The sequence below is a fragment of the Rhodovulum viride genome (assembly GCF_003265965.1).
In the GTDB taxonomy this organism is placed as follows: domain Bacteria; phylum Pseudomonadota; class Alphaproteobacteria; order Rhodobacterales; family Rhodobacteraceae; genus Rhodovulum; species Rhodovulum kholense.
In genome coordinates, this window is sequence record NZ_MUAV01000012.1 from 39,072 (window position 1) to 52,337 (window position 13,266).

8 protein-coding genes are annotated in these 13,266 nt (G+C 71.4%); all 8 read right to left on the reverse strand.

Annotated features, from left to right (window positions below; translation table 11 throughout):
- Positions 1 to 55: 55 nt before the first annotated feature.
- On the reverse strand, positions 56 to 1,804 hold the full coding sequence (locus BYZ73_RS11640; RefSeq protein WP_112316081.1) for a hypothetical protein: 1,749 nt from the start codon (positions 1,802 to 1,804) through the stop codon (positions 56 to 58).
- Positions 1,804 to 3,057 carry a DUF4123 domain-containing protein gene (locus tag BYZ73_RS11645; RefSeq protein WP_181498032.1) on the reverse strand — a complete coding sequence of 418 codons (1,254 nt, stop codon included), beginning with the start codon at positions 3,055 to 3,057 and terminating at the stop codon, positions 1,804 to 1,806. Before BYZ73_RS11645 ends, BYZ73_RS11640 begins: the two co-directional genes overlap by 1 nt.
- A gap of 183 nt (positions 3,058 to 3,240) precedes the next feature.
- Positions 3,241 to 5,298, reverse strand: a complete 2,058-nt coding sequence (locus BYZ73_RS11650) for a serine/threonine-protein kinase (RefSeq protein WP_112316083.1) — start codon at positions 5,296 to 5,298, stop codon at positions 3,241 to 3,243.
- Positions 5,295 to 6,074 carry a PP2C family protein-serine/threonine phosphatase gene (locus tag BYZ73_RS11655; protein WP_112316084.1) on the reverse strand — a complete coding sequence of 260 codons (780 nt, stop codon included), beginning with the start codon at positions 6,072 to 6,074 and terminating at the stop codon, positions 5,295 to 5,297. Before BYZ73_RS11655 ends, BYZ73_RS11650 begins: the two co-directional genes overlap by 4 nt.
- Positions 6,071 to 6,760 (reverse strand): type VI secretion system-associated protein TagF, encoded by a 690-nt coding sequence (tagF, locus tag BYZ73_RS11660; protein ID WP_112316085.1) that lies wholly within the window; start codon positions 6,758 to 6,760, stop codon positions 6,071 to 6,073. The genes BYZ73_RS11655 and tagF overlap by 4 nt, the downstream gene beginning before the upstream one ends.
- Complete coding sequence (tssM, locus tag BYZ73_RS11665; protein ID WP_245943126.1) at positions 6,757 to 10,395, reverse strand: type VI secretion system membrane subunit TssM; 3,639 nt, start codon at positions 10,393 to 10,395, stop codon at positions 6,757 to 6,759. The genes tagF and tssM overlap by 4 nt, the downstream gene beginning before the upstream one ends.
- Before the next feature lie 5 nt (positions 10,396 to 10,400).
- The gene (icmH, locus tag BYZ73_RS11670; RefSeq protein ID WP_112316086.1) at positions 10,401 to 11,930 is read right to left on the reverse strand and encodes a type IVB secretion system protein IcmH/DotU; all 1,530 of its coding nucleotides are present in this window, start codon (positions 11,928 to 11,930) and stop codon (positions 10,401 to 10,403) included.
- The gene (gene tssK, locus BYZ73_RS11675; RefSeq protein WP_112316087.1) at positions 11,930 to 13,261 is read right to left on the reverse strand and encodes a type VI secretion system baseplate subunit TssK; all 1,332 of its coding nucleotides are present in this window, start codon (positions 13,259 to 13,261) and stop codon (positions 11,930 to 11,932) included. The genes icmH and tssK overlap by 1 nt, the downstream gene beginning before the upstream one ends.
- Between the last annotated feature and the right edge of the window lie 5 nt (positions 13,262 to 13,266).

Sequence of the window (13,266 nt, forward strand, 5' to 3'; positions counted from 1 at the left end):
CATGCCGGCGAATGCCGCGGCAGCGGCCAGAAACCGGCGCCGGCCCGGCTGCCGTTCAGATCCAGCCATCTTTTTCTCCCTCGGGCGACATGATCTCGAGCGTGTAATCCGGTTCGGCGAGGTTGCTTTTCGCGGTGACACCCCCCGAAACGCTGCTTGTCGAGGCGTAATCGCCGAAGACATCGCTGCTCGAGTCCGATTTCGACGCCGCTGCGGACACCGACACCGTGGCATAGGCCCGCAAGACGACGCCCTCGAAATGATAAAGCTTCTCGGTCTTTCGGCCGCCACCCTGACTGCGCACGACGCGACCGCCGAAATGCCAGCCCGTGCTGACCGAGGCCCCGGCCGCCGCTTCGGCCTTGAAGAACCAGGTTTCGGCCTCGAGCCTTGCGTCGGCAAAGACCTTACCGGTGATCCTGGCCTTCGCGGTGAAGGTATGCTCGATCTCTTCCAGGCGGGCCTCCCAATCATCGGCATTGCCGATGGTGAGGCTGGCGATATCGCCGATGCCATAGCTCAGATCGCCCGCGCCGCCGACCTCGATGGCACATTGCGCCGAGGCCGAAACCGCATTGCCCGGATTGGCCAGACGCCGCCGGATCTCGGGGCCCCTGGGGAAGCGCGACAGGAACAGATCCAACAGGTCCATCTTGCCGGTCACCGACAGCCCGTAGGTCACCTCGCAGCCCGACAGCGTCAGCGACAGATCGGGCGAGGCCTCCTTGCCCTTCAGCTCGAGATTGCCGATCTTCAGCCCCAGCTTGAGCTCGATCCCGATCGACGAGCCGAAGGCATCCGATTGCGGCGCCCGCAGCGCATCCGGCGAACCCGATTCGCCGGCCAGACCGTTCATCGCGTCCTGAATGTCCTCGATGAACGAGATCAGCGGAGTGCTTTCGCCCTGCTGCTGCCGCTCCTGCGCCCGGGTCGGGGGCGCCTGCTTCTCCTCGGCCTCGCCGGATTTCTCGAATTCCAGGGCCTGGTTGCCGACCTCGCCGGTGATCTTGCCGGTCAGCTTGGCCGACAGCGTCGGCAGGCGGCTCGAGAAGATCGTGATGCCGACACTGCCCTCGAGCTCGGCCTCGAGCTTGGCATGGGGCAGCGGGCAGACCGTCAGCCCGCCGAAGCCTGTCCCGACGCACTGGTTGGCCCCGGCCGCAGGATTGCGCTGCGCCCGGTAGGTCGAGGTCTGGATCGCGAGCCCCAGAATATAAACCGCGGTGATCACCTCGGGCGGCAGGATCTTGCCCGACAGCGCCGGCATCTGGAACGGCGTGGTGACGATCCGCTCGTCGCTGTCGGGAATGTCGGAATTGTCGTCGGCGAAATTCGACGGCCGCAGCGAGGGCACGCCCGCCTTGCCCTGCTTGCAGTCCTCCTTGCTGGTGATCTTCAGCCTGGCCTTGGCCGAGGGCTGGCCGCCATAAGGGTCCTTGCAGGTCAGAAACAGCGTGCGCGGTCCGTTCTCGGGCACGGGCCAGGTCACCTTGCGGCTGGCATCCCCGGCATCCTCGATCACGAATTCCTTGAGACAACAGGGCTCGCCCGGGGCGCAGTCGCAGGCCGCGCCGCCATTGGCCAGATCGAAGACCTCGGCCTCTTCCTGCGCGCGCAGCGCGTTGGCCTGCTCCACCGCCCGGTCAAGCTGCTCCTGCAGCATCCGGCGGTGGCCGGGCGAGGTCTCGGCCGCGATCATCGGCGGGTTCATCGTCAGCGTGTTCAGCATGAAGGGCGGCTGCGGCATGTCGGACCCCAGGGCCCAAAGCAGCGCCTCTTCGGCATTCATCGTCGGTCCCGCCATCATCCCTGTCCTGTCCTGAGTGCAGGCGCGGCCAGAGCCGCGCCCCCGCGTTCGCCAAGCGCCATCGCCAGCCAGCGCAGCAGCCGGTCCTTGCGCTGGAACGGCAGGCCGCGGCGATCCTCGAGAATCGCCGCGGCCCGGCGATCCCTGTCCGCGAAATCGGCGCCGAAGAACAGCACCGCGCGAGCCAGCGCGCCCACCTGCGCCCGCGACGGCATGTCGTGGAGTTCGCCCAGCCGCATTGCCTGGCTGGCGGCCTCAAGGCAGGCCTCGGGGCCCTTGTCCTGCCCCAGCGAACGGTACAGCCCGCGCGCCACCGACTGCGCCGTGCGTTCCCGCTTGAGCCGGTCGAAGCGGGCGAATTCGGCCTCGGTCACATGCAGGTTGCCGGGTGCCACCGCCCGCCCGCGCGGCGCCAGCCGCACCAGCCTGCCCTGCAGCGTCGCGGGATCGTCAAGCGGCCCGACCGGGTCGCCGGGCAGATGCGCGGCCAGCGACAGCTCGGGCGAAAGCGGCAGGAAAAAGCGCCGCACAGGGGCCGCGAAGCCCGCGAAACGCGCGGGTTCCAGCGCCTGGGCCATGTCCGACAGCACCCGCGGATCGTGAAAGCGGAAATACAGCGGCGCCGCCTCGCGCCCGGGCAGCCAGGCCATGGTGTAGCGCCGGAAATGCGCCCGCAGCGCCATCGCCCCGGCCTGGCTCTGGAAGCAGATCCCGGCATGGCGGTCGGGCGCCAGCGCCATCAGCGCGCGGCTGACCGGATCGCGGCTCGACAGCGGCACCAGCCAGGGCGCGGCGGCCTGACGGTCGGCATCGGGCGTGGCATAGAGGCAAAGCGCGCCCTGCGCGCGGTCGCGCAAGAGCTCCAGCGCATCGGGCCAGCAGACCGGGTCGATCAGCGCCCAGGCCGGGCCGGGCCCCTCGAACAGCGCGGGCCAGCCGCATTCCGCGAAATCGAGCGCCCTGAGCCCGGCCGCTTGCGGGCGCTCGCGGCTCGGCGCCGGGCTGTCGAGAAAGACCGGACGCCCGCGCCCGAGCGAGACGCTCGCCGCCGGATCGATCGAAAGGCTTTGCGGGTCGAGCGGCTCGAAACCGGTCATCCGGTAGCCTTGGGCCAGCAGCGCCTCGGCGACATGGGCCCTGAATTCGGGATGGTCCGGCGCGCGCATCGCGACCTGTCCGCCGACCTCGGCGGCAAGCCGGTCGCGGGCCGTGTAGCGGGCCGCAAGAAGCGGGTCGGAGGGACGTGTCACAGCCCGGGCTCCGTGCGGCGCAGCACCGCATCGGACCGCCGGTTTTCCTTTGAAACGAACAGCATGGTTCTCACTCGTCACAGTCGTGCCAGGTCGGCGCAACGGCAACATAGAGGCATTCCAGGCAGCAGCAATCGCCGCGGGCCGGATTTTCGGCGAGATCCTGCCGGCCCGGTCCGGCGCCTATTCGTCTGCGTCCGGTCCCGGCGGCACCAGCTCGAGATGCGCCAGCGCGACCCCGGCCCCGTCGCCCCGCCCGGCGATTTCCTCCAGCAGCGCAGGCAGCAGGCGCGCGGCGGGCGTGCCGTCGGCAGCGGTCGCGGCCGACGCCAGCGGCCGGGTCGCGGCCACCGCCAGCAAAAGCTGCGGCGCGGCAGGCGCGCCCTCGGGCAGGCTCAGGCCGAAGCGCAGGTTGCCATCCGGCCCGATCCGGTCGGTCAGGTCGTAGACCGCCCCGTCGGGCGCGACCAGCGCCACCCAGAGCCGCGCCGGACCGGGTGCCGCGACCGCGGCCAGAACCTCCTCGCCGCTCGCGACCCGCTCGGGCGTCGCCGACAGCACCGGTAACGGGCCGGGCCGGGCCTGAAGGCTGCGGGCGAAATCGAGCACGGCGCATTGCGCCTCGGCGACCGGCCGGTCGAGCACCGCCGGGCGGCTGCCGAATTGCACCTCGTAGGCCTCGGCCAGCGCGGCATTGTCCGTGGCGTTGTCCGTGGCCGCGTCCCCGCGCCGGTGCCCGTAGCGCTCGACCACGCCGGCGCGCGGCCCGGTCTCGACCCGGGTCAGATAGCTGCAGGGCCCGCTTTGCCAGGCGGCCAGGAACCCGGCACGACCGGCCTCCTGGCGCGGCGGCAGCCGGGCCTCGATCCCGCCCTCGGGGGGCTTGCCCGGACCGATCAGCCCGGTGGTCCAGCCATACCAGCCCGCCGCGCCCAGAAGCGCCAGAAACACCAAAGCGAGCCCGCCGATCAGCCGCAGCGCGGCGCGGTCGCGGGGCGGCTCGGGCCCCGGATCGGGCACCAGATCGGACGCGGGCCCCGCGCCCCGCCCGGACCCGGCCGCGCGCGCGGCGCCCGGCCGTCCCAGCCCGGGCGGCAGGGTCAGCCCGCCGGGCACCGCCACGCTGGGTCCGCCATAGCGCGGCGGCAACAGATGCGGATGCTCGATCAGCCGCAGCACCTCGTCCATCGAGGCCGGGCGCGCCGCCGGGTCGGGTTCGAGCATATGGCGCAGCAGCGGCCTGAGCCCGGGCGACACGCCGGACAGGTCGGGCACGCGCTGCCGCCGCTCGGCCGCCTCCTCGATGCTGTTGCCCATCGGCAGCGCGCGGCCGGACAGCGCCGCCCCCACCAGCAGCGCCAGCCCGTAGATATCGGTCTCGGGGCCGACATGGCCGCCGAAATGGCCAAGCTGCTCGGGCGCGACATATTTCAGCTTGCCCGCGAAGGTGCCCGGCGCCTCGTCCTCGGACAGCCGCGCCGACCGGGCGATGCCGAAATCGATCAGCCGGGCCTCGGCCACCGCGCCGCCGGGCAGCATCACGTTGTCGGGCGACAGGTCACGATGGATCACGCCCAGGGCATGCGCCCGGGACAGGGCCCGGGCCAGCCTGCGGATCAGCGCCTCGGCGGCGGCCGGCGGCAACGGCCCCGAGCGCGCCATATGGTCCGACAGCGTGATGCCCTCGATGAATTCCATCACGAGGAAATAGCGGTCGAGCGCATGGTCGTGGACGTAGTTGTAATAACGCACGATGGCATCGTCGGCGAGCTGGCGCAGCATCCGCGCCTCGCTGCGGAACAGCGCGCCCGCGCGCGGATCGGCGGCCAGATCCGGCAGGATCGCCTTGATCGCGACCGGATCGCCGGTGCCGATCTCGACCCCGTGATAGACCGCCCCCATCCCGCCGGCGTTGAGCACCCCGGCGATCCGGTAATTGTTGTTGATGACGGTTCCGGCCGACAGGATCGGCACGCGGGCCTCCGCCGCCGCCGGGGACGCATCCGGCCCGGCCGGGGATGGGGGCGCCGCGATCCGGGTCGCGTCTTCTGCGCCGCCCGGCGCCACGAAGGCGGTGCGCTCGTCATCCGCGTCCTCGGGCGCGACCGGCGCGGCCGAGAGGCGCGTCCGGTCGGACGCCGCGCCCTCCTCTGCGGGCGGCGGGGACGAGACCTCCCTGCGGTCGGGGTCGGGGCCGGTCCCGTCCTGCCCCCCGTTCCGCGGCTCGTCGGCTCCGGTCATAGCGGCGGCGCCGTCTTCTCGTCATCGTCATCGCCGCTGCGGCAGGCCAGCACCACGGCGGTGACATTGTCGCGCGCGCCCCGCGCCACGGTCTCGGCGATCAGCGCGTCGCAGGCGGCCTGCGGCGGCAGATCCAGCAGGATGTCGGCGATCTCGGCATCGTCGAGATGCTCGGTCAGCCCGTCCGAGCAGAGCAGGAACAGATCGCCCGGCGCGATCCGCCCCGAGACGATGTCGCATTCCGGGGCTGGGCCGACCCCGATGGCGCGGGTGATGACATTGCGCCGGGGCCAGGTCCTGGCCTCTTCCGGCGTGATCCGCCCCGCCTCCAGCGCCGCGCGCAGCTCGGTATGGTCGCGGCTCTGCTGCACCAGATGGCCGTCGCGCAGCAGATAGCCCCGGCTGTCGCCGCACCAGACCACGGCATAGCCATCCGCATGCACCAGCAGCGCCGCCACGGTCGAGCCGATCGGCCCCGCGGCCAGCTCGGCCGAATGCGCGCGGATGCGGTCATTGGCGCGGATCAGCCGCTCCATGAAGCGGGCCTGCAGATCGACCGCCGAGGCGGGCAGCCCGGCCTCGGCCAGCTCGGCGACGATGGCCTGGCTGGCGAATTCGCCCGCCGCATGCCCGCCCATGCCGTCGGCCACCGCCCAGAGCCCCAGATCGGGCCGGGCGATCATGTCGTCCTCGTTGATCTCGCGGCGGCAGCCGACATCGGTCGCCATCCCGGTCTCGAGCAGGAAGCAGCCGTTCCAATGCGCCTCGGGCCTCATTGCTGCGCTCCCGCGTCGCAGCCATCGGCGGGCACCCCCGCCAGCATCCAGGCCAGCGCCCTCGCTTCGGGCAACCCGGTTCCGGCCAGCCATTGCGCCGCGCAGCGCGCGTTGCCCGGGGTCCAGAACTGTGCCCGCACAAGCCCGGCCCGCTCGGCCTCGACCGACCGCGCCGCGCGCAACAGCGCGCCGAGATCGCCATCGGGCCGATGCGCCCAGACCACGGGACCTTCGGCCGCCCGCCCCGCCGGTTCGGCCTCGATGGCCAGATCGAGCCCGCGCAGCAGCGCCCGCGCCCCGTGCCCCGGCTCGGCCCGGTCCAGATGCGCCGACAGCGCCGCCCAAAGATCCTGGCTGCCATCGGAGGCGGTCGGCGGCGCGACCTCGGCGCCCTCGGTCAGAAGCAGCAGCGGATAGCGCCGCCCGACCCGGTCGCAGGAGGGCCGCAGGACCCCGGCCAGCGTCCGCCCCAGAACCGCGCGCCCGACCCGGAAGCGCAGCTCCTGCGCGCCGTCCCAGAACGGCCCCCAGTCCTGGCCCAGTTCGTCGCGCAGCTCGGCCAGCGTGGCATCGATCCAGCCGGTCAACCCGTCGGCCACCTCGTCCGACAGCCCCGCGCGCAGGAAGTCGCCATAGCCCGGATGCTTGCCCAGAAGCCCGATGCTTGCCCGTCCCGTCCCGGTCATGGCCGGTCCTCGACCGAGACCGGACAGCTGAATTGCGCCAGCTCGGGCATCAGGAAGGGCACCGTCGTCGAATCGAACGAGAAACGGTAGGTGATCGAGCGCCCGCCGACATCCTGCGTGACCTCGACCGAGGTGCCGTTGACCCGGCTCCGGCCGCTGCGCAGAAAGGTCACGATGTCCCAGCGGCCGGCATCGAAGCGGATGCCGTTCGGCCGCCCCGACTGCTGCGGGAACAGCCCCAGCGACACGCCCGATCCGGGGCCCGGCCAGCTGAGTTCGCCCGGGGTCGAGCCGGGCTGCGTCCGCAATTCTGACCCGTTGATCGCCAGCACCGCCAGATTGACCGAGGGCGAGGACGAGATATGCGTCACCGCCATGTCGACCCGCGGTTCGGAGGCGCCCGAGGCGAAGAAGGCCATGCGGATCGCCTCGATCCGGTCGAAGGCCTTCAGCAGATCGGGCGAGAGCCGTTCGCCGATGGAACTGCCCGGGACCGGTTCCAGCCCGTCGGGGCCGCGCGTCACATGCGGCTGCAGATAGGTGGTGAAGAAACGGTCGGCCCGGCCGCCCGGCGCGAAGAACTGGCCGAAAATGGCGGGCGAGACATGGCGCCCGCCCTCGGTGAAGGGGAAATAGGGCTCGATGAATTCGCGGCAGAAGGCGCCGACCTCGTCATTCATCGCCCGCTCGATCTGGCCCAGACTGGCATCCTGCGCCTCCGAGCGGAACTCGGCCTCGACCGCGCTCAGCATCCGGCCGAGATCGGGCGGCAGGGCGCTGTTGTTCATGGTCAGCGCCGACAGGGTCTGGCGCAGCAGGGTCTCGTCGGCGGGGCTGGGCGCCAGCGCGGCATTGCGCCGGTTCTCGCGCAGCGCGGCCAGATTGGCCAGCACCGCGTCGATGGGCCGGGCGCCGGGCTCGCCGGTCAGAAGCCGGTGCCAGTCGGCGAAATCGTCCGAGATCCGCTGGACCTGGGCGCGCTGCGAGTCCTCGGACACGGCGCCCGCCCGGACCTGGCTCTTGCCGCGGGCCTGGACCGCATCCAGCACCACGCGCTGGAACACACCCGAGCGCGAATAGATCCGCGAGAAGGCCGCATCGCCCATGTTCCCCGCCAGATCGCCGCCCGCGGCGGCCTTCGCCGCATCCTCGGGCGCCATCGCGTCGATCTCGTCGTAAAGCCGGCTCAGCCGGGTCTGGCGGCCGATTTCCTCGACCAGCCGGGCCAGCGGCGAATCGACCGGCGAGGCGGCGGCGGCGAGCGCGTCATAGCGCGGCGGGTCGGCCGACATCCGCGCCAGCGTCAGCCGCGACAGCAGCCCGGTCCAGGCGGCGTCGAATTCCTGCCGGTAGCGCCGGTGCAGATCGCGTTCGAGGCTGCCCAGCTGGCGGTCGTAGTCGACCCGGTCGGCGGCCTCGCCCAGCACCCAGCGGTCATCCTTCAGCCGCGCGCGGGCATTGGTCAGCTCGTCGAGGAAGAAGCCCCAATAGCCCTCGAAGGTGTAAAGCCCCGGCACCGAAAGCCTGTCCAACGGCGTGCCGTCGGTGGTGGCCAGCACCCGCTCGACCTGGCCGCCGATGGCCTCGGCCGGCGCAAAGGCCGGCAGGCCCGAGGTCAGCGCCCGGTCGCGGATCGAGGCATAGGCCTGATCGGCCAGCGGCAAGGTGACGATGGCATCGCGCGCCTTGCGCACGATCTCGGGGTCGATGCCGATGGTGATCCGGCGGTCGCCGTCGAGATCGAGCATCGCCTCGAGATGCTGGGTCAGCTCCTCGCGCAGCCGAAACTCGCCCGGCGCGGCGAAGCGGGCGCGCCAGATCTCGTCGAAATAGCCCGCGACGACGGCATCGTCCTCGGCGCCACGCGCGCCGCCCTGCCCGCCCAAAAGCAGATAGACCTTGAGCGCGCGGTAGATCGCGGCGGTGTCGTCCTCGGCGATGAGCTGCGGCAGGCTGTTTTCCAGCGCCAGGATCAGCCGCGGCCGCAGCATCCGTTCAAGTCCGTCGGAATAGGCGCGGTCGGCGGCGGCGTGCAGCTCGTCATGGCGCGACAGCCCCAGCCCCTCGAACAGGCCCGGACGGCGCGGATCGACATAGCCCGCGGTCATCTGCCGAAGCCGCTGCAGCTGCGGCAGCACCACCGAGGCATCGGGATCGTCGATCACCGTGCGCGCCAGCTCGTTGCGCGCCGCGTCGCGATAGGCGGCGGCATCGGCATCGGCGGCGGCCAGCAGGCTGGCATTCTGCCAGAAGCTGTAGCCGAACCCCGCCATGCCGCCCAGCGTGACCGTGGCGATCAGCACCATGGCGGCACTGCGCAGGATCTGGCGGCGGCGCACCGCGCGGCGGTCGAAGCCGACCCAGTCGCGCTCCTCGAAGATCACCTTCTTCAGCAGGTCATGCAGGAAGTAGCTGCGGCCCTTGCCCGACAGGAAGGCGGGCTGGAAGGCGGCCTCGTCGCCGCCCTTGGCCATCGCCCCCAGCACCTGGTCGATGGGCGTGCCCTCCTGGGTGCCCGAGGTGAAGTAGAAGCCCCTCAGGATCGCGTTCGACTGATAGCGCGTCGGCGCGAAGACCCGGCGCAGGAAGTCCGAGACGGTGTCGCGCAGCATCGCCATCTGCCCGGGCAGCCCGAAGATCGCGATCCGGGCCGCGCCGTCGGGCTCTTCGGTCATGCGGTCGCTGACCTCGTCCGACAGCCGCGCCACCAGCGCGTCGAATTCGGCCGGCACCAGTTCGCAGGTGCGCGCACTGCGGTCGCGGGTCTGGAAGGTGGTGCCCCAGACCAGCCGCCGCCGCGACTGGCTGAACGAGCCGAAATATTCCCGGAACCCCGAGATCAGGTCGGCCTTGGTGAACAGCACATAGACCGGCACGTCGATCTTGAGCGTCTCGTGCAGCTCGGCCAGCCGGCTGCGCACGGTCTCGGCATGACGCGTCAGATCGGCCTCCGAGGCGGCCATCATGTCGGCCACCGAAAACGCCAGGATCACGCCGTTCACGGGCTGGTCGGGACGACCCTTCTTGAGAAGCTGCAGGAACGAGGTCCAGCTGGCGCGGTCGGCCTCGGCATCGCTGTCCTGGGTGGTATAGCGCCCGGCGGTGTCGATCAGCACCGCCTCTTCGGCAAACCACCAGTCGCAGTTGCGGGTGCCGCCGAAGCCCTCGACGCCCGAGCCGGGCCCGTCCTGGCCCGGAAAGCCGATGCCGGAATTCGCAAGCGCCGTGGTCTTGCCCGCGCCCGGCGGGCCGATGATCACATACCAGGGCAGATCGTAGAGCGCGCTCTTGCCGCCCGAGCGGCGCAGCTTGGCCAGCGCCTCCTGCATCCGCTCGGCCAGCACCCGGCCATCGCCCGCGGGCTCGGCCATCAGGCTGTCTTCCAGCGCCTCGGCGCGGCGGCGGCGGCGCAGCCAGCCGAGGCCATAGACCAGCCCCAGCGTGCCCGCGATCAGCGCGATCAGCCCGACCCGGAACCAGACCGAGGCCAGCAGCGCCGATCCGGTCATCGGCAGCCCGAACCAGATCGCGGCGCCAAGCGCCACGAGCCCCAGAACGATCAGAAGGACGCGCATCCAGCGCGCCCGCCACATGGCGGCGAAGGCGGCGCCCACCGCCCGAAGAGCTCTTCGCATCCCGCTCAGTCCTCCCGAGGTATCATGATCTCGACACGCCGGTTCATCGCCCGGCCTTCGGGCGTGTCGTTCCCGGCGACCGGATCGGTCGCGCCCTTGCCCTCGGCGCTCAGTCGCGCCGGATCGGCGACCAGACCGCCCAGCCGTTCGGCCACCGTCTCGGCCCGGGCCAGCGACAGGTCCTGGTTGCTGCGGAACCGGCCGCGCCCCGACATCGGCACGCTGTCGGTATGGCCGACCACCCGCACCGGCCCGGTCTCGCCATCGAGCATCGCCGCGATCTCGGCCAGCAGCGGCCCGGACCCGTCCTCGAGATCGGCCGAGCCGGTGGCGAAGCGCAGCGCCTCGCGCAGCCGCACCAGCACCCAGTCATTGACCTGATCGACCTCGACCCGGCCCGCCTCCAGCGGTTCGGCCAGCGCGGTGCGGATCCGGTCCATCTGCGTCGTCTCGGGCGCCTCATAGGGCGCGATCACGGGTTCGGTCCGCTCGATCGCGATCTCGGGCTGTCCGGCATGCAGCGCCAGGATGTCGTCGCGCACCGTCGCCCCCTGCCGGGTCAGCAGCGTCGAGAGCGTGGCGAACAGCGCCACCAGCATCGCCGCGGCGATGGCCGCGATCACCCAGAGCGGGGTCTGCCCGCCGCGCCTGCGCGCATCCAGCGGCACCGGCGTCCAGTGCGGCGAGACATCGTCATCGGGCCGCGGCGAGATCCGGCGCAGGGTCTCGTAGATGGCGCTGCGGATGCGCGCCAGTTCGGCCGCGCCCGAGGGCATCGCCCGGTACTGCCCCTCGAAGCCCAGCGACAGGCAGACCAGCATCAGTTCGAGCAGGTGATAACGCTGCCCGGGCGCCTTCATCGCCTCGTCCATCTTGCGGAAGAAACCGATCCCGGACGAGCGTTCGCCGAAGAACCGCGCCACCATCGAATATTGCAGCCACATCGCCCGGTCGGCACCGGGCAGGTTCTGCACGATGTCGTCGGCGGTGGCCGAAAGCGCATATTTGGCGTCCCGCACCTCGGAGGCGGGCAGCCCGGCGGCCAGACAGCGCCGCTCGATATCGTCGATCTCGCGGGTGACATGGTCGATCAGCGGCCCGGCCTGCATCTCGACCAGCCCGGTCCGGAGCCGCCCCAGCAGGATCAGAAGCTGGGTCGCCTCGGCCAGAAGCGGGTTCGAGGCGGCACCGCGGCCCGCATCGGCCGCCCGCAGCGCGTCGTCCAGCGCGATCCGCGCCTGGGCCATCGGGCGCGGATCGGCCTCGGGGCGGCGGATCTCGGGGAAGATCCCGGCCGCCGCGCTGCGCTGTCCGGTGCCCGGCCGGTAGAAGGGATGCGGCCCCGGCGAGGGGGGCATCGGCGGCACGCCCGACCCGCGCGGGCGCTGGCCGGTGGCGGTGCGCTCGGGCGGGGTCTGCGGATAGACGGTCCAGCCCGAGCCCGGCGGATAGGTCAGCGGATGGGGGGGCAGCGGCGGCGGCGGCAGCGGCTGCCCGAACACGGTCTTGTCGTCGTCGTCGTCGCTGTCTGCCATCACGCCCCCTCCGGCACCGCCCAGAGTTCAAGCTTGAGATCGGGCCAGTTGCCCGCGAAATGCATGCCGATCGCGGGCGCGCTGGAAAACTCGCTCCAGAGCGGGGTCGAGCGGTCGAGCAGGAAATAGACATTGGTCGAGACCACCCGGATCTGCCGCGGCGGGTTGGGCAGATGCACCAGCCCGATGCCCGGAAGGTTGTTGTTGATGATGGTCTTCATCTGGGTCGAGGGACCGACCTTGCAAAGCTGCGGGAACTGCTGCTGGACCTCGGCCAGCGGCAGGCCGGACCCGACCTCCAGCACGAAGGTCGCCTGGGCGAAGAGGTTCCGGTCGTTGATCAGCGCGGCATAGGAATTGGCCCGCACCTCCTGCAGGGGCAGCCGGACCGCGCGGCCCACGTCACGCGCCAGCAGCCGCTGGATATCGGCCACCACCGGCGGAAAGCTCGCCTTGGGGTCGTCATGGCGATAGGCCTCGTAGGCTGGCGCGCGGCGCTCGCCCTGATCGAAGGTCGCAAGCTCGCCCGCCAGCGAGACCAGCTTTTCATACAGCCGTTCGGGATGCACGGTCGCCATGGATTTCAGGTGCCGGAGCACCGGCAGCTCGCGGTTCAGAAGCATCAGCATCAGATAGTCGCCCGCCTGCATCCCGCCACCCGAGGACGGATCGGCCGCATAGCGCGCCAGCGTGTCGAGCTTCGATTCGATCCAGCCGATCACCCGGCCCAGATAGCCGTCATAGGCCGGATGCACCGCAAGCCGCAGCGCGGTCGGCGGCACCCGGTCGTCAAGCGTGACGATGCCGTCGCGCAGATCCAGCACCCGGCCGAGCCTCAGGCACTGATAGCCCGGCCTGGGCGTCTTGCGCAGCACGAGCTCCAGCCGCGGATGGGCCACTTCCAGCACCTGTTCCGACCGCGCGGCGGCGGCATTGTCGGCCACCGTCTCGCGGCCCAGCACATAGCGCGTGGCGGCATCGGCGGCGGCGGGGGCGACCTCCTGGCCGTCGACCGGCGCATCGGGCAGGGTCAGCCAGAGATCGAGCCCGGCGCCGTCCTCGGGCACCTCGACCGCGACCGGCAGGGGCGAGGCGCCGGGGGCCTCGAAGGCGGTGCCGTCAGGCATCGTGCCCGCCGCCGCCAATAGCCCGATCCGGCCCTGTTGCAGCATGTCGCGGTCGAAGCGCAGCTCGGCCAGGCCCCAGGGATAGGGCGACAGTGCGGCCACCTGCGCGCGGATCAGATGTTCGAGATGACGGTCGGCCTGCTGCAGGTGATGCGGCTGCAGGAACAGACCCTCTTTCCAGGCGACCTTGCTGAAACGGGACATGGCTC

What these genes read in the sequence shown, in the direction of transcription:
- BYZ73_RS11640 (WP_112316081.1), bottom strand. Translation starts at nt 1,804, where the DNA reads ATGGCGGGACCGACGATGAATGCCGAAGAGGCGCTGCTTTGGGCCCTG.
- BYZ73_RS11650 (WP_112316083.1), bottom strand. Translation starts at nt 5,298, where the DNA reads ATGACCGGAGCCGACGAGCCGCGGAACGGGGGGCAGGACGGGACCGGC.
- BYZ73_RS11655 (WP_112316084.1), bottom strand. Translation starts at nt 6,074, where the DNA reads ATGAGGCCCGAGGCGCATTGGAACGGCTGCTTCCTGCTCGAGACCGGG.
- tagF (WP_112316085.1), bottom strand. Translation starts at nt 6,760, where the DNA reads ATGACCGGGACGGGACGGGCAAGCATCGGGCTTCTGGGCAAGCATCCG.
- tssM (WP_245943126.1), bottom strand. Translation starts at nt 10,395, where the DNA reads ATGCGAAGAGCTCTTCGGGCGGTGGGCGCCGCCTTCGCCGCCATGTGG.
- icmH (WP_112316086.1), bottom strand. Translation starts at nt 11,930, where the DNA reads ATGGCAGACAGCGACGACGACGACGACAAGACCGTGTTCGGGCAGCCG.
- tssK (WP_112316087.1), bottom strand. Translation starts at nt 13,261, where the DNA reads ATGTCCCGTTTCAGCAAGGTCGCCTGGAAAGAGGGTCTGTTCCTGCAG.